Origin of the sequence: Aliiglaciecola sp. 2_MG-2023 (assembly GCF_030548145.1) — a bacterium.
Taxonomy (GTDB): Bacteria; Pseudomonadota; Gammaproteobacteria; order Enterobacterales; family Alteromonadaceae; genus Aliiglaciecola; species Aliiglaciecola lipolytica_A.
In genome coordinates, this window is sequence record NZ_JAUORY010000020.1 from 41,035 (window position 1) to 63,077 (window position 22,043).

A 22,043-nucleotide genomic window follows, 5' to 3' on the forward strand; every position below is an offset into this window, starting at 1 on the left:
CTTGCGCCTCACTCTAATGATAGGTTTTATCAAAAATTAACTTTAGTTTAATTTAGACTGACTTCTTTGTTTTAATTCAGAATCAAAAACATCTGGAAAAACAACAATTCCCTCTTCATCAGGGTTTGGAAAAACTGCAATATTTACCCCGTCTTCCTCTAGACCGCCAGTCCAGCGCTCGAACCAATCTTGCAATGGAATCGCTTTAGGTGTGCATTGTGCCCAATCACCCGTTGCCCAATATTCAGCAAATTCTTCAGAAGGCCATACTGGCACGCAGTCCTCATCTTCACTATTAAGCATAACGCAGCCATGCTCGTCAGTGAGGATCCAAATTTTTTGGTTGATTGTTACCTGAGTTAACAAGTAGGCATGCCGTTTTTCTGGGGACATTTGAATAACATCGTTAAGTTGCGAAGGCATAAATGTTTCCTTATAAGAAGCAGAAGTTAGGTACAAGATAAATCCAATATTGGTGTTAAAAAAATCAAAACACCTGGTTGAGAAACTATGGATTAAATAGCGCATATGAATATGCACAGACTTATATCACTAAAACCCATGGTGATACTAGTATTTAGCAATGGAATTCTGATTCTGCATTATTAATAGTCTAGAACAAAGTAGCGATTATTTTCTTTGTCATTCTGGAATGTACAAATTTAAGCACAACTGATATTTAATCAATGCTTGAATAATTTGTGTATATGTAGGTAGTAAGTACTAACTCTAAACTGGCTGGTGCGGCTTACTTTCTTTTGTGTTTTTGGCCCGCCCCCCAGCCAATGATGCCAGCACCAAGAATTGCGCCTATCCAAGCAAATGGCAGTATTTGCGGATTGAGTTCTTTAGCAAATACTATGGTCAACATTGAGGATGCACACAATAACCAGCCAAATAATTCCATCTTATTTAGATACTTTGTGATGAAGTTGGGTTTACTTTCCGGTGGAGGTGCCATGAAATTATCTTTATTAATCGTAAATGAGAAGATGTGACATTTTGATCTTATTGAGTGCCATGTGCAATAACTAAAGGTTAATTAGATGAGGTAAACGAGTGGGAGAAAAATCTATTTCAAAATATCCCACAAACTAATCTCAATCGATTGTTTTTATGCGACACAGCAATTATTTCGGCCCAAATCCTTTGCTTGGTACATCGCCCGATCAGCACGACCCAACCATTCAAAAGCAGTTTCGTGGGGCTCGTATTTGGCTGTGCCTACTGAAATTGTAATATTGTGTTTAGCTAACCAACCTTCATTTTCAATAGCAAAGCGAAACTGTTCCGCTAGTTTGATTGCATCTTTGAGAGGGGTGTTTTCGGCAATAATCACAAACTCTTCGCCACCAAACCGATACAGTTTATCAGTAGAGCGAATGCGCTTTTCTATGGTTTCCACAAATGCCTTTAAAATATCATCGCCTTTAGCATGACCATAAGCATCATTGACCTTTTTGAAGTTATCTAGATCCATCAATATAAGGGAAACAGGTAAGCTTTGTTCTCTTCTTTGAAACGCAATCACATCTAATAATTTTTCTTCCATTGCTCGTCTATTGCCGGCTCCGGTTAACGGATCGCTAGTGGCCAGCTCGGTCAATTGTTGTTGCTGTTTGCGCATGCGATCTGCAAATGCATAACTAAATAGTAAAGTCGCTATTGCTGTTACGTAGAACTCTAAAGCCAAAAATACAGTGAGTTGTTCGCGCAGCACATATCCGATAGAGAGTAAAATCACCAAGCTGTATATCGCAGCCATGTTTGCAGGTAATAAGAAAAATATGGCGGTCAATGCTGGAAAAATCCACATCAATTGACTTATACCTTTGAGCAATATAGTTACAAACACAACAAACATGGCAACAAAAGCTAGTATGCGGCCAGGTATCAGGGTCTGATGAGTTCGGTAAACATAAACAAAAAGAGAACCTATTGCGAATACCGCAAATAGATCTAAGCACGCGACAGCCCAATCTTGTTCCATGATTCGATAGATAGCAAAAGGCAATACGCCGATCGTACTTGCGCCGCTGAGAGTAAGGATAATGCTTTCTTCAGCACTACGCTTTTTTATGGGGGCAGAATGAGTAATCATAATTTCTGCATCCTCCGTGATGCTTAAACCACTTAATAATTCTCTGTATAGGTTTAATACAGCATATCAAAGTATAAGGACGCCACTTATGATTATTTACACTAATATAGTCATCTTTAATAACCATAGTCAGTTGTAATTTTACCGGAAACAATTGAGTTATTAGTAGCCTTTTTCCCAATCGATTAAATTTATTAGTTTTTCGTTTCGATTAAATAAGCGCAAATTTTGCAGAAAGATTTTAGATATTTCGTCTGGTTTAGAAATCGCCGCAGTATGCTGGGTGATATAGAGGTTGTCTAAACCCCAAAACGGATGATCTTCAGCTAATGGTTCTTTAATAAAAACGTCTAAAACCGCGGCCTGTAATTGATTATGTGAAAGAGCATGAAGCAGCGCATTCTCATCAATAACTTGGCCTCTACCTGCGTTTATTAATATGCATTGGTGGTTTAATAATGACAGAACCCCTTTGTCTATTAACTTTTCAGTATTATCTGTATGTGGCAATAGTACAACGAGGTAGTCTAATGAATGGGCAAATTCTTGAAGCTGATTAAGTTGATAAAACTCATCTACAAAATCCAATTGTCGTATGTTTTGTGCAATACCTATGACGTGCATTCCAAAGTGTTTAGCAGTTTTCGCTATTTCTGTACCGATTGAACCCATACCCAGAATACCAATGGTTTTTCCCTGTAAAGGAGCGCAAAGGGGTTGCGTCCAATTTCGATTTGTCTGCAAGTCTTTAAAAGTTTGAATTCTTCTTGCGAAATACAGCAAATAACTGAACACATATTCACGCATTTGCGGCCCAAAAATATCTTTTACACCAGTCAATTTAAAATCGTGGGGAGCCGAATCAAAAAACGGTTTTATGCCTGCCCAAGTCGATTGAATCCACTTCACATTTGGGCAATGGGGTAAAACATCAATACACAGATTAGGCTCGCCTAGCACTACATCAATAGTGTGAGCGTCGGAAATTAAGGCCGGATCTTTGGGGCAAATTTGAATACTGAGATCAGCTATTTTAGCCCGTTCAATATGCTCTACATAGTCAATTGCATCTTTGCTACTAATCAATAAATTAATCATTTAGTTCTCTCATAGTAAACTTAACTTTCCTATTTTTGCCGAATTTATCAAAATTATATTCGTAATATTGTTTAAATTTGCTTATTTAATTGCTTAATATTGTTTTTAACAAAACATTATACGTTTTAGTAACAACTGAATGCAGAGTAACCTTATGGAAAATGAGCAACAAGTAAACCAAGCTAAATTACTTTCTCCAAGACGTAATACTACAGAGGCTGTTAGTATTGATGAACTTGCACAAGAGCAGTTGGCACATTTCGGAATTGAGCCTCACTCTGAGTATGGTAAAGCATTGTTTGCTACAGCCAAACATCTTTACTTAGCCCAACTTGATGTTAATAGACTTTGGACAATAACCAATGAGACTTTGGATGGTTTAAGCAAAGAAAACAAGTTGGCTTATTTTAATGCGAAGAAGTTTCTTTCATTCCAAATTGCGAAAATACTCGACACTCTGCAGAATCCTTTTAGGGCAACTTATCAGAGCATGACTCAACAATCTGGCTCACAGGTGTCTAAAAGTCACTACCCATTGTTTGACAATATTCCAGCATTATTTTCTGCTACACCAGTGATCGTGCGCACTGCAACTTACGTTTACGCGTGCACTGAATGGGTCGATGATGCTTTTCACGGTAAAGAATTTACTCACCAAATATACTCAAGATTACTCAATCCTACCAATATCTCTTTAGCTAATGCGATTGTTGATTTAGAAGCAGGCCCTTATTCAGCTGATTACTTGGCATGGAATTTCAACTCTGGCATGGCTGCGATTGACGCTTTACTTTCAAATGTACTTTCCCACTCGGATATATTAATTGTTTCGCGCAATGTATATGGCGGTGTTTACCAGCTTTTACACGACTATTTTGCCCGTGAAAATAGAATGAATATTCAGTTAGAGTGGTTTGATGGTTACAGTGCAGAAGAGTTTTCTGATTTTATTAAGCAGGTTAAAAGCAAACATAAAATTAGCTTAAAAACACAAAACCTACATGTGTATTTGGAATCACCATGTAACCCTCATGGTTACGTATTGGATGTGGCAGGCATCTGCGAAATTGCCCATAGAGAAAATCATTTAGTAATGCTAGATGCAACCTTGGCTACGCCCATTTTACATCAGCCATTGCAGCAAAAAGATAAATCTAAAAGACCAGATTATGTAGTACACAGTTATACCAAAGACATATGTGGAACGGGAGCAACTACAGCAGGTGTAGTTATAGGCGAAGGATTTCGAATGTTTCAACCTAAGGGAAGCTGTGTCAATGGAGTTGATTGGTCGCGTACAATGTTTTGGGATGTATATTACATTAAAGGGGCTTTTCTTGATTCGGAAAAAGCTTTTGATGTCTTAAGTGGTATGAAAACACTTGAGCAACGAATAATGAATAAGGTGATAAATACCCAAGTATTTAGTCGATTCTTAGAGGCCCATCCTTTATTTAATGTAAATAGTCACGCATTACCAAACCACCCCAATGCTGAATTACGAAAGAACCAAATGCGGCATGGTTGGCCCTGTGCATTATTCACCATCGATCTTGAAAAGGCGGGGTTAACCCGAGAAGCATTTGTTCGCTTCTTTGACGCATTGGAACCGGCTTTTAGTCATCAGGTAAGTATTGGACAAAATAATACGATTATCTTATGTCCAGCTTTAACCTCACACTCTGAGCTATCAACTGCAGAACAACAAAAAGGTGGGATTCACCCTACTACCATGCGTATTGCAATGGGAACCGATAACGTTAAACAGTTAATGGCTCATTTAATCAATAGCGCAAAATTGCATATTGATCCCTGTATTGCGAATTTTAGCCAGCAATTTATGAGCCTAGAAGAAATTGATAAATTGTATATGGAAATATGTATGCAAGTTTGTCAGCAACATTATGGTTCAGGACCTAAAATGCATGGATTAGTACATCAAGAAATGCCCAAATAAGCATACACTAAGGTGAGTTTTAAAGCGCAAATAGTAACCCTATAAACGGCGTTACTTTTCGCTATTTGAAGTTAGGTAGGGTGTGGCTTATTTGATGCTCGTATACCAGCGCAGTTTCCACATGGCTAACTTCTTTTCGGGCAGTAATTGCATTGAACACAAAGTCTCTGAGATGAATGGAATCAGTTACCGCCACATGTACAAAAAAGTCATTTTCACCGCCCATATGAAATATATTTAACACTTCGGCCATTGGTAATAGTGATGTTTGAAAGTTGTCTACTGTTGCGCGATTGTGATCCTTTAAGCGTACCGAAATCATTGCTTGAATATGCCCTCCTAGAGCGTTCAAGTTAACTTGCATACTCAAGTTTTCGATAATGCCATCAGACTGTAATTTTTTAACTCTTTCCAGACTTGAAGATGGCGCTAACTTAACTTTCGCGGCGATGTCCTTATTACTTAAACTGGGATCTGCATACATGGTTGCTAAGATCTCTAAGTCTATTTTATCTAGCGCTCGCTGTGGATTTTTCACGTTATAATTTCAATTTAGTTAAGGGTTGTTTATGCATTTTTACTAACCTAATGGGCGGGAAAATAAGCGCCTAACACCGCTGGACGACTAGCACCGGTTACTGAAGGTAAATTCCCTGGCATGTCTAGATTAAATGCATAGGCTAACCAAGCAAACGCAATCGCTTCTACGCTGTCGGGGGAAACCCCAAGGTCATCGGTTGTACGCAAGTCGCACTCAACAAGTTCGTTTTCTAAACATTCCATCAAAAAATCATTGCTCGCACCACCACCACAGACAAAAACTTCTTCAACACCCTCAAGTTGGTTGATTTGTTGTGCTATTGAGCATGCGGTCAACATGGCAAGTGTGGTTTGCACACATTCTTTGGAAACGCTTTTGGGATAATCCGCAAGGTGTTGCTCTAACCAAGCTAAATGGAATAATTCCCTGCCAGTGCTTTTGGGTGCCGGTAAAGTGAAAAAAGGTTCATTAAGTAGCTTCTTTAAAAGTTGCGCGTCGTGACTTCCTTTGGCCGCCCAAGCGCCATTTGCATCGTAAGGTAGACTGAGATGTTTTTGACACCAAGCATCCATTAGCGTGTTTCCTGGACCGGTATCAAAACCTAAGACTGATTGTTGTGCATCACTAGGAATATGAGTGATATTAGCAATACCACCAATATTTAGGATCACTCTTGAATGATGTGAGTGACGGAATATCGCTTGGTGAAATGCCGGTGTTAATGGAGCTCCTTGGCCGCCTAAGGCGATGTCTTTACGCCTAAAATCTGCAATTACATCAATACCCGTCAATACTGCTATGGTATTCGGATCGCCAATTTGTAGGGTAAATCCATTGTTGCCACATGGGTGATGTCGAATTGTTTGCCCGTGGGAACCAATTGCGGCGATTTTGGATGCTGATATTTCATTCTTCAATAGAATGTCATTAACAGCATGGGCGAAGACCTCAGCAACTTCACGATCAGCATGTCCCATAGCCACTAACTCATTGCCCGAGGAAGCGCACAATGAATTCAAAGTGCGTACTAATGCAGGAGGATAGTCATAGGTTTTACAATCTATGATAGAGGGTTTAATTTTCGAAAAATCTACAATCGCTACATCAACACCATCCATACTGGTGCCAGACATCAAGCCTACATAAAGGTTTGACATAATGCTCCTAATGCTAACGGTTCATTGCAAGCATAATTCGTTTTGTATTGTTAAGTTGATTCACTCGTTGTTCTGCAATTTTTGCAAATAGAGGCGCTTCAGATTTTGCTATCGGCTGAGCTTTAGGCAAAGTCACTGTACGTGGGTTTCTATGAACTCCGTCGACTAAAAATTCATAATGCAAATGCGGACCTGAGGCTAATCCTGTTGAACCTACATAACCAATAACCTGTCCTTGTTTAACAGTTTGGCCATTTTTCACAGCTCGTTTAGAAAAATGTAAGTATTTAGTCACATATTTTTCGCCGTGCTGGATAAACACATGGTTGCCGTTGTATTTATCATAGGTTGATCGAATAACTTTACCATCACCCGCTGCAATGACTGGCGTTCCCGTGTTTGCTGCGTAATCAACGCCTCTATGGGCCTTCCAGCGTTTTTGAACCGGATGAAAACGTCTTTTCTTAAAGCTTGAACTGATGTATTTGAAGTTCACTGGAGCACGCAAAAAGCTCTTGCGCATGCTGCGTCCTTCCGGTGTGTAATAATTGCCGTCATCATATAGTATTGCGGTAAATGATTGACCTTGATTAATAAACTCAGCTGCAACTATTTTACCACTTTCAACAAATTCACCGTCGATAAAGTGTTCTTCAAATACCACATTAAAACTATCACCTTCACGCAATCCTAACGCGAAGTCGATATCCCAACCAAAAATGCCAGCTAAGCTCATAATGTGCTTTTCTGATAAATTAGCTTTTACGGCAGCATTCCAGAAATTATTTTCTATTTCGCCTTGGGCGTAGTTGAAACGAGTATCCAACTGTTTAGTTTCGATATTACTTGCAAAACTATTCTGTTCTTGACGTTTGATATATAAGGTTTGAGTTGAAGATAGCTCATAACTTAACGATTCAAGTTTTCCTTGCTCATCAATTAATAATTGTAAGCTTTGACCAGGTCGAATTTTGAGTAATTTTTTTGCGTCATCGCCGGCATTACTAACATAGTAGGTTTCCTGCGGAGTAAGCTTGGCGCGCTTAAATATCTTGGCTAAGTTATCACCTTTAGCAACAGTGAAAGATTGCCACTGCAAAGGTTCTTCATCCAAAGCTTCTGTTAACTGTTGTTGAGAGTTGATAGTAAGCGGTACTTCGTACCTTTTGCCAACTTCTAATATTTGACTGTTTTTGGATGCTTTAGCGGATTCAGTCGGGATGAACAACAAGAGTAAGAAAAATAACGCAAAGCCAGATAATAAGGCTTTGTGTTTGGTTGGTAAGCGTTTTAAAGTTCTTTGTACCACTGTAACGAAAATCTCTGAATTAGTTAGCTAAGTTGAGAATATAACGATTTAAGTTAATTTTCTAGTTTCAGGTTAAATAATAACCAGTTAAGTGAGCATGTTACAGGATACATGATTATATAAAAATATACAGAATTCCTTTCACAATCGACTCTGCATGGGTAAAATGCGCGGCTGATAAAAAACTAATGTGTGAAAATTGAGGTAGCAAAATGACAAATTGGCAGGACGCAATTCGTGAGATTAAGCGCGGCGCGGACGAAATTTTGATCGAAGAAGAACTCATTGCCAAGTTAAAAGAGGGTAAACCTTTAAAAATCAAAGCTGGCTTTGATCCCACAGCACCGGATTTGCACCTAGGGCACACAGTATTACTTAACAAACTGCGCACTTTTCAGTCTCTTGGACACGAAATCATATTTTTGATTGGTGACTTTACAGGCATGATTGGAGACCCTACGGGAAAAAATGCAACCAGAAAACCGTTGAGCCGTGAAGATATTATTGCGAACGCCGAAACCTATAAAGAGCAAGTCTTTAAAATTCTTGATCCTGAAAAGACTAAGGTTCGCTTTAATTCAGAGTGGATGGATAATCTTGGCGCAGCAGGTTTGATCAAACTAGCCGCTAGACAAACCGTAGCTCGTATGTTGGAAAGAGACGATTTTAAAAAGCGTTATAATAATGGCCAAGCTATCGCAATCCATGAATTTCTATATCCATTGGTTCAAGGTTGGGACTCAGTGGCGTTGGAAGCGGATGTGGAACTAGGTGGTACAGATCAACGATTTAATTTGTTGATGGGGCGGGAACTACAAAAAGCCGAAGGTCAGTCACAACAAACTGTGCTGATGATGCCGCTTTTAGAAGGTCTCGATGGTGTTCAGAAAATGTCTAAGTCTTTGGGGAATTACATTGGTATAACCGATGCACCGAATGAAATGTTCGGTAAGATAATGTCTATTTCTGATGAACTGATGTGGCGCTATTTTGATTTACTTAGCTTCAGACCGATCGAGGAAATAACGCAACTTAAACAAACAGTGGAAAGTGGCGCAAATCCTCGAGATATTAAAATTGAATTAGCAAAAGAAATTATTGCGCGTTTTCATTCAGAGCAAGCTGCTGAAGGAGCTCATCAGGATTTCATCCAGCGTTTCCAAAAAAATGCGATTCCCGATGATATTCCTGAAATTGAAGTGGTTCCAGAAGGTGAAGGAATGCCTATTGCTAATCTATTAAAAGAAGCAAACTTGGTTGGCTCAACTTCAGAAGCTATGCGCATGATAAAACAAGGCGCGGTAAAAATAGACGGTGAAAAGGTCGAGGATACACGTTTGTTAATCGCCAATAGTAGCGAAGCGGTTTATCAAGTTGGTAAACGTAAATTTGCAAAGATAAAACTAGGCTAATCCTAGTCAAGTTTAACAACTATGCTAGGTTTCGAATAATGCGCATACAGCAATGTTTGCGCATTATTTTTTTAGAGACAACAGCATATTTGAAAGGCGAGGGTAGCCTTGCAAGAGGTCGGCGATGTGACAAGGCGAACGCCTTATCACTAGGGGGTTAATCTCGTAGTGAAGCTAACGCGTAATAAGCGCTAAGCCCAACACGCCGAAATTGAGAAAATGGAAACTTGGGTAATTGCGACTGCCAAAATGGTAAGTTTGGTAAGCTTTCAGGCTCACAGATGTTTTGCGCAAGACGTTTGCCTGCCAGCGTCGAAAAAGCCAATCCCGAACCGCAGTATCCCATCGAGTAATGGATGCTCTTATCCTCACTATGATTAATTCTTGGGTAATTGTCGTAACTCGCACTGACCCAACCACTCCAAAAATGATCGATATCTATTTTATCTAACACTGGGAAAGTATTTTTAAGGCCTTGGGCGAGCCGCTTTTTATTGATTGGGTTGTTGGCTTTTTTGCCATTTATCGCGCCTCTACCGCCGAATAAGATTCGATTATCCGGTAGCAATCGATAATAGTATTTCATACGGCGTGTATCCATTGCCATTAAACCTGCCTTGAGCTGGATGGTCGCCAATTCGGAAATTTTAAGAGGCCGTGTCACAATGATGCTAGAGAGCACTGGGAAGTGACGGTTTGCGATTAACGGATGCATCTTTGAGCCCGTATAACCATTAGTGGCAATAATAACTTTTTCCGCGGTTACTCGGCCATTTTGAGTATATAGGCAATGATGATTGGTTTTTTGCTGCCAATTAATCACCGGTGAATTAGAAAAAACCTTAACTCCAGCTTCTGTTGCCATTTGATAATAGCCGAGCACCAATTTCATTGGATTGACTGCAAAACTCTTATCAAAATAGATACCACCGAACATATTGGCACTTTTTAAAAACGCGTTATTTACTTCCTGACTGCAAACGAACTTGACTGATTCACCGTAGCGCTCACTTAATTTTTCAGCTTGCTTTCTTAACCCTTCTACTTTTGCGCGTTTATGGGCAAGTTTAAGGTAACCGCCAGGAGTTTTATCACAATCAATATTACCTTGCTCGATAAAGTCGTTAACAGTGTCAATCGACTCCATATATTCTTGGAAAACACTTTGAGCTGTCTCTCTGCCCCATTTTTGTTCCATATCAAGCAGTGATAATCGGCCAGTTCCTGGCAGCACGAAACCGGCATTACGCCCGCTGCAACCCCAACCAGGATCGTTGGCTTCAATTACGACCACAGACTTGCCATACTTTTTAGCTAGATGGTAAGCAGAGGAAAGGCCTGTATATCCGGCGCCTATGATGGCGATATCAGCTTGTATATCATTAACTAATGACGTTGTTTCTGGAAATTTTTCGATACTTTTAGCCCAATATGAATCGGGATATTGTTGATGAGATTTTGGATATGGCTCAACGATAGGATCATACATATTCTATTAAGTGCCTATTGTATATGTCGTTTATAAAGATTGAGTTTCATTTTAATTAGGGACCTCGTGCATTCTAAGACCGATAAATTTAATTGCCTTTATGCGTTAGAAACTTCAAGGGATAAATATTAGAACTTCAAAAGCATTTCAGCGGCGACGCATTCACAGAGGTCTTTGCAAACGGGACAAACATAGTCGTCTTCAATACTGGAAGATTGCCATTTCCCTGGATGCTGCTTTACCAGCTTTCCTCCGCATTTGGAAAAATACCGAAATGCGCTATTCCCAGGGCTTGCTAGCCAGATATGTGCCAGACCAGCCAATGCACCTTGTTGTTGTGCTTTTTTAATCGACAATGAAAGTAATTTAGAGCCGATACCTGCTCCGCGGTAGTTGTCGTTAACGGTGTTACACTTAAAATAACAAACTTGCTCTACAGGCACTCCCCATCGCTCTGGCGTACACCATTTATCTGGAATCCAGTTGTTGGCCGCTATTGTCAGTCTAAAACCGATTAATTCGTCTCCAATTAGTGACACAAAGCTCGCATTTATATTATTTGCGAAAGACTGCTTGTATAAAGTTTCTATCGCGTTTTGATTAAGATAATTAGCTCCATGAACATGATTGGCCAAATTTAGAACGCGCTCGAAATGTGAAGGGTCTAAAGGACAAAATTGAATTTGTTGATTATGCATTAGGTTCAATGGAGGACTCTATTTGTTGTAAAACTGAGTGAACAAAACTGACGCATTGTTGGTAATTTTCATAAACCCTTTCATCTAATGATGCTGGATTTTTCGCCGCGCTGCGAATGCGACGAAGCTGCTCGGTAGATAATGCTGTGCCTACGCAGTAGGCGTCAACCACGCAGCCTGCTTGTTCAGTCTTTTGATGAGTTATATGAACGACGCTCGTTGCATCGTCGGTATATGCTTGACAAGCTGAGAAATCACCGACATATCCAAAGTATTTATCTGGGATAGTTTGTAATATTTTAGTCAAATCTCGATCGTACTGAGTGGCCAATTGGAATCCTATTGGTCCGGTAACTACACCCGTAAGAATTTTGTCACTATAAGACAATGTGTAACTGGCAAACCTATCTCTTCCTGAGTATTCAGTCATCGTTTCTCTTCTGGTTCAAAGTTCAGATTATACTAGGTTAATAATAGCACTTAGCGCGAATTTTCAAACAGAGTATCTATGCAATTAGACTAAAGTAGGTTAATAACCGACCATTATTTGGTGTCGCAAATGACAGTCAGTTATCTAGGAACCGATAAAAATCGTATTTAATAAGGTTTAATAGCGATAGGCATCGGTTTTGAAAGGACCATGCAGAGGTACATTGATATAATCTGCTTGTTGCTGGGTTAATTTGGTGATCACGCCACCGAAACCTTCCACCATATAACGAGCAACTTCTTCATCAAGATGTTTTGGCAGCACTTCTACTCGCAGCAATTCGGCCTTTTTCACATCATCAAGATTGGCATAACCTTGCTCGAACAACAGGATTTGGGCTAAAACTTGGTTCGCAAAAGAGCCGTCCATAATACGTGAGGGATGCCCTGTCGCATTACCTAAATTGACTAATCTGCCTTCGGATAGTAATAACAAATGATCTTGTTCATCATCACTTCTAAAGACTTTATGAACCTGAGGTTTAATTTCGTCCCAGCGCCAATTTTTACGCATAAAAGCGGTATCGATTTCATTGTCAAAATGACCAATATTACATACCACAGCGCCGGATTTTAAAGATTTAAGAATATTTGAATCACATACGTTGACGTTGCCAGTGGTAGTTACCACTAAATCTATATTACTCAATAAGGCTGTGTTGATGTCTTCGATCTTGCCACTATTATTGCCATCAATATAGGGTGAGACTAACTCAAAACCGTCCATGCAGGCTTGCATTGCACAAATCGGGTCAATTTCCGCAACGCGCACTATCATACCCTCTTGACGGAGTGACTGGGCAGAGCCTTTTCCAACGTCACCATAGCCGATTACCAGTGCTTTTTTACCGGCCATCAAATGGTCGATTGCACGTTTTATGGCATCATTGAGACTATGACGACAGCCGTATTTATTATCATTTTTGGATTTGGTTACTGAATCATTTACGTTTATAGCAGGCACTTTGAGCGTGCCAGCTTCTAACATTTCTAATAGACGGTGCACACCTGTAGTGGTTTCTTCAGTGATGCCGTGCACATTGTTTAGCACCTGAGGGTATTTGTCATGCAGCATTTGTGTGAGATCGCCGCCGTCATCTAGAACCATATTAGCATCCCATGGCTGACCATCTTTTAATATGGTTTGCTCAAGACACCATTCGTATTCTTCTTCGGTTTCACCTTTCCAAGCATAAACTGGCACTCCAGCAGCTACAATTGCTGCGGCAGCTTGATCTTGAGTAGAAAATATATTGCATGAAGACCAACGGACATTCGCGCCTAAATCTACTAAGGTTTCGATTAATACACCGGTTTGAATCGTCATGTGAATACAACCTAGAATATTGGCTCCTTTCAACGGTTGTGAAGCACGATACTTTTCACGAATCTTCATCAGTGCAGGCATTTCACTTTCTGCAATAGTGAGTTCTTTACGTCCCCAATCAGCTAGATTGATGTCGGCGACTTTATAATCGCCGGTGACCATGACATGATTTTCTTGATTCATATAAACTTCCGATTTTACAAAGGTGAAAGATATATCGTTTCTAGAATACGATAACTACAGTGTATGCTTTTTTGTTAACTGTTCAATTAAACTACAACTTATTAATTTGTGCTAGTTAACATTATAGAAAAGGAAGTATAGAAAAGATCACTTAAAATAATTTATAAGTGACTGCCAAGACTAACGCTATTAATGTTAAAAATATAAATAACGTCTGATACATGGATTGCCAACTTCGTTGCAAATCGGCATAGCGAACTTCTCGGCTGGCGCCTACGCGTTGTGAACGTATTTTGATATTTTGATAAATTGCAGGGCCCCCTAGTTGAACCCCCAAACCACCACCAATGATGGCTTTAATATAACTATTAAAAAATTGTTTTTGCGACACACCCTTAAACCCTTTGTAAGCGCCTACAAAGCCAGTGCCAATCGAAAAAATCAAAGCAAAAATAACTTGTGGTACAAACAACAATAATTGGGTTAACAAAGCGATGGGCAAACCAAACTGGCGGTTTTTAACAAGTTTCATGTTCCAAATTTGGTTTAACTCATACAACATGCGAATGACCAACGCTGCTAATCCTCCTGCCAATAAATACCAAAAGATAATAGCGAATTGTTGGTAGATGAATCGTTGATTTAGGGATTCAATTGCCGCTTTAGCAATACCCATTGGTGTTAGTGTGTTGGTTTCTCGAAGCACAAGCCCATTTAAATGGTGCCTTGCGAGATTTTTCTTTTCCGATTTCAACGCTTTTTGCACGCCTTTAAAATGGCGTCGTACAGGTTGAAATTGAATCGCCACAATTAACATTAGGGTATCGAAAAATAATGGGTATTCGGCAAGAAATAACGGGATAGAAATGATCACTAATATCGGAGCTAACAGCACTATGATCGCCAGACTCCCAGAAATACGTTGCTGGGCAGCACTTCTTGGGGCATTGGGGTTCACTCTTGCGGCCAGGTTTAGTGCCATTAGCCGCAATAGTGTCAAAGGATGAGCTTTTTCGGGCCAGGGTATGAGCCACTCCAGTATCAATGCGGTTATTATTACCAATAAAGGTAAAAAACCGGATTGCTGTAGGGCTTCATAAATAGCCATCATAATGGGTTATATCTGCTGTTGAGCCATTTCTGCAATCATACTCATTACCAGTTCTGCAGAATTCTTAGCGGCTTGGTCAATATATGATTTAAACGAAACGGAGGACGTCTGTCCTGCGATGTCTGATAGCGATCGTATCACTACAAAAGGCGTATCTAGCATATAGCACGTCTGGCCTATCGCAGCTCCTTCCATTTCAACTGCACGCATGTCAGGAAATAAACCTCGAAGTCGCGTCGCTGCGTCATCACAACCAATGAAGGAGTCACCGGTACAAATTAACCCGCGCTTACTTTTAACATGCACCACGTCTTTAGCCGCATGTTCTGCTGCTTCGATTAAACGTTGGTCACAGGGGAAGATGGCTGGCATACCGTATACTTGCCCACGTTCATAACCAAAGTGAGTGAGATCTACATCGTGATGCTGAACACTAGTACCTATTACCAGATCACCAATACTAAGATCTGTGTCAAAACCGCCTGCAGAACCGGTATTTACCACAAAATCAGGAGCGAACCTATCAATTAATATTGTCGTGGCTACGGATGCAGCGACTTTACCAATTCCGCATTTTACGACTACTACATCGACGCCGTGTAACTTACCTGCATAAAAATTAAGGTGAGCGTATTCAGATACTTCTACGTTTTCAAGCGTCTCTTTTAGTAACGCTACTTCTTGATCCATAGCGCCTAAGATTGCTATTTTCATGATATTTTTAGTTGGATGAATTTGCGCGGATTTTAATATTTACGGGCTCAAATTGCGAGGTTTGCGGCAACATTATGTGAAAAGATGATGATTTTTTGCTTAGAAAAAAGCCCTTTGTCGATTTTTCAAACAAAGGGCGTTTAAATTAACTGTTCAGCGCGTTGATATTCACTAGGCCGCCACTGGACGAGTGGAACGCATTGGTCTTTTCGGTTTATCTGCACGGGGATTATCTGGATTGTTAGTTCCAGGCATTACAGGCTTTGGTGTTTTGCGTTGCAGTGGGGCAAGTTTTGCATCGATACATTCTTTTATTTCTGCCTTGCTGTAACCTGCTTTTACTTTAATGCGTAAGTGAGGAATTCGGGCGGCATCCAAAGCACTAGTGACATACCAATCACGCTGGGTTTTGTAGCCATCTTTGCCACCGTCACGCACTAAGTCAATTGCCATGACGGGACTCATGTCGGATTTGTTACAAAGTACAAAATCTAATTGACGACTGGATGCTTTGAGCAGTGCGTTTTTGGCTGCTCGTTTGTCAGTATTTTGACGCAACGAAACAATTTCAGACAACCTTGTTCTACACAGCACCCGATATCGCTGACCCATGGCACTTTCAATTAAATCTAAAAAACTGAGTTCAGTTTGCGTGAGTAAAGATGTTTTTCGTTTAAACGGAAATGATAAACCACCGTCACTCAATTTAAGCGCAGCTATTGCTACAATGATCAACATCATCATTAAAATAATGGCTAGTTCCATAAGACCTTTCCTCAAAAAAGAGACAAAAATTTGACGCTTTCGTCGAATAATCATCAAACCTGTAGATTTCAATTGGAAATAGCAAAGACAGTGCCATAAGGTAGCGTGCGGGTGTATAAATTATCTAGAAAACCAATATGTTGACGTTCAAGTGGACGAATTGTGGTTGTGGACAAGTGCTGGGTACTAGGATTTCACTAGCACATCGACTTGTGTACCGGCTCCATCTTTGGAAAGGATTATGATTTTTTTGGCGCTATCATACTGCATTAGAATGCGGCCTTTGAGTGTTTTAACTTGTTCAGCTTTTCCCAATTTTTGAATATAAAAGTTTTGTGCACTTTGTTGATCCGTTGCGGCATGATAGGTCAGACTAGCGGGGAGTTCAGGTGCGAACACTTGACACATTTTTGGGTTTGGAAATAAGGGCAATGAGTAAAATTCTTGCGGACAAGATTGTGATGTCATTTCTGCCGTTGCATTGTCCTGAGCTTGATTCTCTATTGAGAATAACGCCAGAGCAGAGAAAACTGCAACCATTGGGAGCCTTTTTAAGGTTAAACTAAACTTCACTGCTTTTTACCTGTCATATATAAACATCTTGTCACACTATAGAAGTTGGCGGGGATGGGAGCAAGACGATTGACTTTTTTTAACGTATACAATTGAGTAAGTCAGTATGATCAGATGGTTAGTACGACAATTTGCAGATTACCTACGGCTCTTTCTGTTCGCTAGTGGTGTGCTGCTCGGTGTTCAAACTCCCGGTTTTATGCAGCAATATCAACAGCGCGTTGAAGCCCATTTACTCGAAGCTAAACATAACCTTGCGGGCTTTCAATTCACTGCTGATAGGTATTTTAGTGGCAATATAAAAAAACTCATCGCCTATTATAATGAAAGTAACGATCCTGTATTTAAGCAGGATGCTATTAGTATCAGCTCTATTTACCGGCGCGTTGAACTATTAGAGGCCGAGTATACCGCAATGTCTCAACATCCCCTTAAACAGGCATGGCATCTAGTGCAAGATGCAGACGAACCACTCAGGCTAGAAGCTTTCCAAAGCTTTAATTTTACAGTACCGCTAAGCCCATTAGCGATTATTTGGGGATTAGGCTTTGCGGTGATTTTGTTGTTAAGCATTGACACGACGGCCTTCACCTGCCGCAAATGTGCAGCCAAACTTCGTGGTCACCATCATAGTCATTCCTAAATCTCACCCAGCAATTTATTTTATTAAGGATCAAAAATTTGAAAAATATGCAGATAGACATAGTCTCAGACGTATCATGCCCTTGGTGCATTATAGGTTATAAAGCACTTTCCCAAGCGATTGAAAATCTAGCAACAGAGATAACCGTTAATATTGATTGGCAGCCATTTGAACTTAATCCGCAAATGCCGCCAGAAGGTCAGGAAATTGGTGAGCATATCACCCAAAAATATGGCATCAGTATGGAGCAGGCAGAGCAAAATCGAGAAGCCATTAAACAACGAGGTCTCGATGTGGGTTATGAGTTCGGCAATCGGGGAGGGGGACGTATCTTCAATACCTTTGACGCTCATCGTTTACTCCATTGGGCGCAAGAGTACGGAAAACAAACAGAATTAAAACTAGCGCTGTTCGATCTATACTTCAAACAATCAGGTAATCCAAGTGACCATCAACAATTGTTAGAGGTGGCTGAACAAGTTGGTTTAGATCGTGAAAAAGCATCGGCAATTTTAAATAGCGATAAGTTCGAACAAGATGTTAGAACGGCTCAAGCCCACTACCAGCAAGCCGGTATACATTCGGTGCCCGCCGTCATCGTTAATAATAAACACCTTATTAGTGGCGGCCAACCAGTGGATGTGTTTGAACAAGCACTGAGACAAATTGCTAAGGAAGAATAGGCTTAACTAATAATCACTAGTGTTAATATTATTATTGATTTACTATTTTGATGGATTTTAATCAGCGTAAATGTAAGGGAATGCGTGCTGCATCTTCACCGTTTAATGCTGTGTGAAGTGTTTTTAAGGAAAAATTATGCTGCTATCGTGTCGCTCGTCTTTTTTGTTGATTAGCTTTTTAGCTCTGTCCGCCTGTGGTGGTGGCGGAGGTGGAGATGGAGATGGGGGCAATTCTTCCAACTCTGGAGGAGGAGGTGGACCCACTAATAATACGCCCACACCTACCCAAGTTATTGCTAATGCGACAGATTATTCAGCAACTGAATTAAAAAGTGCTGCTACCGAGTTAATGGGCTATCGATATATCGGCCAAAAAAACGTTGCAAGTATCAACCTTGACGTTGCCCAACGGGCTTTTAAGTACTTATTTGATGATGATGCCACTGAAACTCCGTTCATTGCTGATGATAATTTCACGGATCAAATGGATGGCAACGGCAATATTGATATTACATTTGCCTGTGATTACCAAGGTACAGCTAAGTATAAAGGAAAATTGAATAGTGCTTATCAAGGGAACTTGGCCATTACCTATACTAATTGTAATGACGTTGATAATGGTTTTCCAATTACCGGTAGTATTGCTTTAAGTATTCAAACATTGACCGAAACAGAGGTCGATATAACCTATTACTTCGATAATTTAGGTTGGACTTTTGATGAGCAATCTATCAAGTTAACCGGGTATTCAGATTTTTACTCTTCGCAATATGATAATGACCAAAATTACAGCCTAGAAAATCATCAACATGTCCTGTTTATTATCGATGACCAGCAATTATTACTGGATGCTCAATTAGAAGTTGTCACTGTCGACTACCAAGATTCATTTGATTTAACCGGGGAGTTATTCATAGGTGAAGAAGGTAAAATAGCATTTAGTTTGGAAGACGCTGTCGGCACCCCACCTTTTCTTAGTTCTGGTAGCGTATTGCTAGAAGCCGACAAGTTGGTTGCCTTCGACTTTGGTTCAGACCTGAGCAGCAATTTTATTCGTTATTTGGAAGATACTGATTCTGACGGTACTTACGATATTGGTACTTATTTTAGTAATGTCAGCGAATTGTTGTACGGGTCAGTCACTGCTAAAACATTAGTCTCAGTGGAGATGATGTCAATTCCTCCCACTGTAGATAGACCTTATCTGAATAATTACGACGAAATAACCACGACTACTGCAATTAACCTTTCTCCGGGATTTTACAATGATCCAGACAATAGCAGCGAGGATTTAACGCTTAGTTACCGTTGGTACATCAATAACATTCTCGTCAGTGAGCAAACCGCTGACACCTTCCCTCCATATCTAGCTGTTTATGGTGATATCGTTAAAGCTGCGATGGTTGTCTCGGACGGAGTCAATAGCATCGAAGGCGTGGGAATAGAAATTTACATTCAAGATGCTCCAGCTGAATTGCGCGTAAGTGACGTGCCGGAAAATATTCGAGCAGGTGATGTGGTGAAATTTAACGTTACCGCATATGACCCTGATCTAGGTGTTGATGAAGCTGCGGCTAACCTACTTGTTGGTCCTGAAGGTGCGGTTATTGATACCGCTGGACAGGTCACTTGGCATGTCCCTAGCGATTTCTCATTCTCACAACAATTTTATGATTTTACTTTCTCACTGCCGAATGATGACGAGACAACGCCCGAAGGGATAGTTGTGCCAATTGAAGTGTCGGCCGAGGTAGATATGCCGTTAGCTCGTTCAGGCATAACCGTCCCCACTAATAGTAAATCCATACAAATAGCCGACTTTGATGGCGACACCAAAAATGAAATTCTATCAACTGATAATCTTTATAGCCTTTTCTTGCTTGAATTTAATGAACAAAAATATCAACAAAAATGGGTATACCCCTATAAGTTGCCTACTGATGGACGAATTGTCCAGGTGCTTAAAGCAAATTTGGATGATGATGCCCAACAAGAAATTGTTGTTATTACTGAACGAGGGGTGAGTGTCATTAACGAGCTCGATCAGCAGGCTAGCATTTTGTTTGAAACAACTGACTACCTGCATTTTGCCTCGGTAATTGATATCGATGGTGACGGAACGCTAGAAATCGCATTTCTTAGTGCACAAAGTACTTATTCAGATACAGTTCAATTGCATGTGGTGTCGTTAAATAATCCTGATGTCACACTTTTCACTACTAATTTGGACTCTGCAAAACAAATTGAATTTGCCAACGTCGACGCTGACAGTAACTTGGAGTTAGTGACAAATAACGGCCGTGTTTATGATGCAATTACTTGGCAAAATCAGTGGCTAAACGGCACTGAATTCGGAGATAGTCATCTTACAACCGGTGATTTTGACGGCGATGGTATTGCTGAAATTGCTGGCGCGGATAACTGGGGGAATATAAGTCTGTATTCGGCGGTAGATAAATCTCAGTTGTATAGCTTTGACAACTTTAATACCTGCACTTTATTAAGTGAAGATTTAAACAATGATGGGATAGATGAGCTTGTTGTTGGTGATTGCCAATGGGGCAATATTACGGTTTACAATTTGATCGATAATGACCTCTCTAAATTGTGGGAAGTTGATTCCCAAGATCATGGCTCTAGCTCTCTTGTCAGTGGTGATTCTGACAACGATGGACAGCTAGAACTGCACTGGGGAACAGGTATTACCCACTCAGGACAGAACATCTTTGTAGTAGCGGATATTGATGGAGACAGCCTTACCGTTAAAGACACTTCCGGTGCAGTGCAGTTGGATTACTTTAGCAGTGCTGGCTGGTCGAATATTGAAGATAATGATGAAAAAGCGGTGTTTTTCGTACCATCAACGTTGAATGGTTATGGTGGAGGACGTGTTTTGTCTTTGCATGAAAGCGGCGAGTTTTTGTTGAGTGACGAGATTTCTTCCAATTGGAGTAATAATCGTTATGCGGTTACTACTGACTTTAATAACGATGGTTTTGGTGATATATTTTTACCAAGCACCGAGTTATACGATGGCGCACTCTCTGTTATTCAACTTTCTGATTACAGCACTATCTGGCAGATAGCCGGTGATTACAATTCTGATATTGGTATCATTCGCGCTAAAGATCTAAATGACGATGGGTTTGACGATGCTGTGTATGTCGATGGGCAAGCTTTGAAAGCGGTAGATGTGCAAAATCAATCGATAATAGCGAATTATACATTTGATCATTCTATTCGGGACTTCGTTGCTACTAGCATTAATGATACAGGGGTAGTCCTAGTTTCATTTGGTGACAAGATGTCGTTTCTAACAACCAATGGTAGCTTCTTTTCAGAGCAGTCTTTCATTGACGAATCTTGTATGAGAATAGAATTGTTCAATTTTGATAGTGATGCAGAATTGGAACTGGCATGTTTGCAAGCAGAACAATATTCATCCTATTCTCAAACTTTAGTGGTGTATGAGTTAAACGATAATAGGTTTACAGAAGTTGCCCGTAATAAAGTCGATAGTGAAGTTTATGATCTTGCGATAGACCCAACCTCAGAGACAAACCAGGATATATTTGTCACAACATCTAAACGAATAAATAATAATATTTTTCCAGAGGAATATCTGTATCAGATTAAAAAGCTATCGTCACAAGGAAAAATTCGGTGGAGTAGTCCTGGGTTAATCGGACAACCTAGTTCACATGGTTTAAAGGTGCGCTTAGGCACAGATCAGAAACTAGAGTTTATGCTGTCCACTTCGCAAATGATGTATTGGATAAAATAAACGCTATTT

At 40.2% G+C, this 22,043-nt stretch carries 20 protein-coding genes; 5 read left to right on the forward strand and 15 right to left on the reverse strand.

Features of this window, described 5'->3' with window-relative positions; all coding sequences use genetic code 11:
* Nucleotides 1-42: 42 nt before the first annotated feature.
* From Q4567_RS17150 to Q4567_RS17165, 4 genes are all read right to left on the reverse strand, one after another.
* Entirely contained in the window at nucleotides 43-423 is a 381-nt protein-coding gene (locus tag Q4567_RS17150) for a DUF2750 domain-containing protein (RefSeq protein WP_216049696.1), read from the reverse strand.
* A 325-nt stretch (nucleotides 424-748) separates the two neighbouring features.
* Nucleotides 749-961: a hypothetical protein gene (locus tag Q4567_RS17155; protein WP_216049697.1), complete on the reverse strand. Its 213-nt coding sequence runs from the start codon at nucleotides 959-961 to the stop codon at nucleotides 749-751.
* Between the two features lie 153 nt (nucleotides 962-1,114).
* Nucleotides 1,115-2,101, reverse strand: a complete 987-nt coding sequence (locus tag Q4567_RS17160; RefSeq protein ID WP_216049698.1) for a GGDEF domain-containing protein — start codon at nucleotides 2,099-2,101, stop codon at nucleotides 1,115-1,117.
* A 162-nt stretch (nucleotides 2,102-2,263) separates the two neighbouring features.
* Complete coding sequence (locus Q4567_RS17165) at nucleotides 2,264-3,199, reverse strand: D-2-hydroxyacid dehydrogenase (RefSeq protein ID WP_303501219.1); 936 nt, start codon at nucleotides 3,197-3,199, stop codon at nucleotides 2,264-2,266.
* Between the two features lie 154 nt (nucleotides 3,200-3,353).
* Between Q4567_RS17165 and Q4567_RS17170 the strand changes: the two genes are divergently transcribed.
* Nucleotides 3,354-5,156 (forward strand): PLP-dependent aspartate aminotransferase family protein, encoded by a 1,803-nt coding sequence (locus Q4567_RS17170; protein ID WP_303501248.1) that lies wholly within the window; start codon nucleotides 3,354-3,356, stop codon nucleotides 5,154-5,156.
* A gap of 61 nt (nucleotides 5,157-5,217) precedes the next feature.
* On the opposite strand, the gene Q4567_RS17175 is transcribed toward Q4567_RS17170, so the two are convergent.
* The 3 genes from Q4567_RS17175 to Q4567_RS17185 are packed head-to-tail and all read right to left on the reverse strand — an operon-like array spanning nucleotide 5,218 to nucleotide 8,163.
* Nucleotides 5,218-5,694, reverse strand: coding sequence for an Lrp/AsnC family transcriptional regulator (locus Q4567_RS17175; RefSeq protein ID WP_216049700.1), 477 nt, complete (start codon nucleotides 5,692-5,694; stop codon nucleotides 5,218-5,220).
* A 47-nt stretch (nucleotides 5,695-5,741) separates the two neighbouring features.
* Complete coding sequence (locus Q4567_RS17180) at nucleotides 5,742-6,854, reverse strand: anhydro-N-acetylmuramic acid kinase (protein WP_303501221.1); 1,113 nt, start codon at nucleotides 6,852-6,854, stop codon at nucleotides 5,742-5,744.
* A gap of 13 nt (nucleotides 6,855-6,867) precedes the next feature.
* Complete coding sequence (locus Q4567_RS17185; RefSeq protein WP_216049702.1) at nucleotides 6,868-8,163, reverse strand: peptidoglycan DD-metalloendopeptidase family protein; 1,296 nt, start codon at nucleotides 8,161-8,163, stop codon at nucleotides 6,868-6,870.
* A 212-nt stretch (nucleotides 8,164-8,375) separates the two neighbouring features.
* Between Q4567_RS17185 and tyrS the strand changes: the two genes are divergently transcribed.
* Nucleotides 8,376-9,575: a tyrosine--tRNA ligase gene (tyrS, locus tag Q4567_RS17190; protein WP_303501223.1), complete on the forward strand. Its 1,200-nt coding sequence runs from the start codon at nucleotides 8,376-8,378 to the stop codon at nucleotides 9,573-9,575.
* Nucleotides 9,576-9,732: 157 nt separating this feature from the next.
* Here tyrS and Q4567_RS17195 read toward each other — a convergent pair whose 3' ends face one another.
* From Q4567_RS17195 to Q4567_RS17230, 8 genes are all read right to left on the reverse strand, one after another.
* On the reverse strand, nucleotides 9,733-11,064 hold the full coding sequence (locus Q4567_RS17195; protein ID WP_216049704.1) for an FAD-binding oxidoreductase: 1,332 nt from the start codon (nucleotides 11,062-11,064) through the stop codon (nucleotides 9,733-9,735).
* 128 nt (nucleotides 11,065-11,192) lie between these two features.
* On the reverse strand, nucleotides 11,193-11,762 hold the full coding sequence (locus tag Q4567_RS17200) for a GNAT family N-acetyltransferase (RefSeq protein WP_303501224.1): 570 nt from the start codon (nucleotides 11,760-11,762) through the stop codon (nucleotides 11,193-11,195).
* Nucleotides 11,755-12,192 carry a hypothetical protein gene (locus tag Q4567_RS17205; protein WP_303501225.1) on the reverse strand — a complete coding sequence of 146 codons (438 nt, stop codon included), beginning with the start codon at nucleotides 12,190-12,192 and terminating at the stop codon, nucleotides 11,755-11,757. Before Q4567_RS17205 ends, Q4567_RS17200 begins: the two co-directional genes overlap by 8 nt.
* 177 nt (nucleotides 12,193-12,369) lie before the next feature.
* Nucleotides 12,370-13,761 carry an adenosylhomocysteinase gene (ahcY, locus tag Q4567_RS17210; protein WP_303501227.1) on the reverse strand — a complete coding sequence of 464 codons (1,392 nt, stop codon included), beginning with the start codon at nucleotides 13,759-13,761 and terminating at the stop codon, nucleotides 12,370-12,372.
* Nucleotides 13,762-13,912: 151 nt separating this feature from the next.
* On the reverse strand, nucleotides 13,913-14,872 hold the full coding sequence (locus Q4567_RS17215; protein ID WP_303501228.1) for a cobalamin biosynthesis protein: 960 nt from the start codon (nucleotides 14,870-14,872) through the stop codon (nucleotides 13,913-13,915).
* Between the two features lie 6 nt (nucleotides 14,873-14,878).
* Entirely contained in the window at nucleotides 14,879-15,586 is a 708-nt protein-coding gene (locus tag Q4567_RS17220) for a 5'-methylthioadenosine/adenosylhomocysteine nucleosidase (RefSeq protein ID WP_216049709.1), read from the reverse strand.
* A gap of 171 nt (nucleotides 15,587-15,757) precedes the next feature.
* Entirely contained in the window at nucleotides 15,758-16,351 is a 594-nt protein-coding gene (locus Q4567_RS17225) for a DUF2726 domain-containing protein (RefSeq protein ID WP_216049710.1), read from the reverse strand.
* 186 nt (nucleotides 16,352-16,537) lie between these two features.
* Entirely contained in the window at nucleotides 16,538-16,924 is a 387-nt protein-coding gene (locus Q4567_RS17230) for a hypothetical protein (protein WP_303501230.1), read from the reverse strand.
* 106 nt (nucleotides 16,925-17,030) lie between these two features.
* Between Q4567_RS17230 and Q4567_RS17235 the strand changes: the two genes are divergently transcribed.
* The 3 genes from Q4567_RS17235 (at nucleotide 17,031) to Q4567_RS17245 (ending at nucleotide 22,034) form a co-directional block, all read left to right on the forward strand.
* A complete protein-coding gene (locus tag Q4567_RS17235; RefSeq protein WP_303501232.1) occupies nucleotides 17,031-17,567 on the forward strand; it encodes a DUF2937 family protein in 537 nt (178 codons plus the stop codon).
* 47 nt (nucleotides 17,568-17,614) lie between these two features.
* On the forward strand, nucleotides 17,615-18,250 hold the full coding sequence (locus Q4567_RS17240; RefSeq protein WP_216049746.1) for a DsbA family oxidoreductase: 636 nt from the start codon (nucleotides 17,615-17,617) through the stop codon (nucleotides 18,248-18,250).
* Nucleotides 18,251-18,386: 136 nt separating this feature from the next.
* Complete coding sequence (locus Q4567_RS17245; RefSeq protein ID WP_303501234.1) at nucleotides 18,387-22,034, forward strand: VCBS repeat-containing protein; 3,648 nt, start codon at nucleotides 18,387-18,389, stop codon at nucleotides 22,032-22,034.
* Nucleotides 22,035-22,043 lie beyond the last annotated feature (9 nt).

Coding starts and splice junctions, on each gene's coding strand:
- tyrS (WP_303501223.1), top strand. CDS start 8,376: ATGACAAATTGGCAGGACGCAATTCGTGAGATTAAGCGCGGCGCGGAC.
- Q4567_RS17220 (WP_216049709.1), bottom strand. CDS start 15,586: ATGAAAATAGCAATCTTAGGCGCTATGGATCAAGAAGTAGCGTTACTA.
- Q4567_RS17215 (WP_303501228.1), bottom strand. CDS start 14,872: ATGATGGCTATTTATGAAGCCCTACAGCAATCCGGTTTTTTACCTTTA.
- Q4567_RS17225 (WP_216049710.1), bottom strand. CDS start 16,351: ATGGAACTAGCCATTATTTTAATGATGATGTTGATCATTGTAGCAATA.
- Q4567_RS17205 (WP_303501225.1), bottom strand. CDS start 12,192: ATGACTGAATACTCAGGAAGAGATAGGTTTGCCAGTTACACATTGTCT.
- Q4567_RS17170 (WP_303501248.1), top strand. CDS start 3,354: ATGGAAAATGAGCAACAAGTAAACCAAGCTAAATTACTTTCTCCAAGA.
- Q4567_RS17200 (WP_303501224.1), bottom strand. CDS start 11,762: ATGCATAATCAACAAATTCAATTTTGTCCTTTAGACCCTTCACATTTC.
- Q4567_RS17180 (WP_303501221.1), bottom strand. CDS start 6,854: ATGTCAAACCTTTATGTAGGCTTGATGTCTGGCACCAGTATGGATGGT.
- Q4567_RS17155 (WP_216049697.1), bottom strand. CDS start 961: ATGGCACCTCCACCGGAAAGTAAACCCAACTTCATCACAAAGTATCTA.
- Q4567_RS17160 (WP_216049698.1), bottom strand. CDS start 2,101: ATGATTACTCATTCTGCCCCCATAAAAAAGCGTAGTGCTGAAGAAAGC.
- Q4567_RS17235 (WP_303501232.1), top strand. CDS start 17,031: ATGATCAGATGGTTAGTACGACAATTTGCAGATTACCTACGGCTCTTT.
- ahcY (WP_303501227.1), bottom strand. CDS start 13,761: ATGAATCAAGAAAATCATGTCATGGTCACCGGCGATTATAAAGTCGCC.
- Q4567_RS17150 (WP_216049696.1), bottom strand. CDS start 423: ATGCCTTCGCAACTTAACGATGTTATTCAAATGTCCCCAGAAAAACGG.
- Q4567_RS17245 (WP_303501234.1), top strand. CDS start 18,387: ATGCTGCTATCGTGTCGCTCGTCTTTTTTGTTGATTAGCTTTTTAGCT.
- Q4567_RS17165 (WP_303501219.1), bottom strand. CDS start 3,199: ATGATTAATTTATTGATTAGTAGCAAAGATGCAATTGACTATGTAGAG.
- Q4567_RS17195 (WP_216049704.1), bottom strand. CDS start 11,064: ATGTATGATCCTATCGTTGAGCCATATCCAAAATCTCATCAACAATAT.
- Q4567_RS17240 (WP_216049746.1), top strand. CDS start 17,615: ATGCAGATAGACATAGTCTCAGACGTATCATGCCCTTGGTGCATTATA.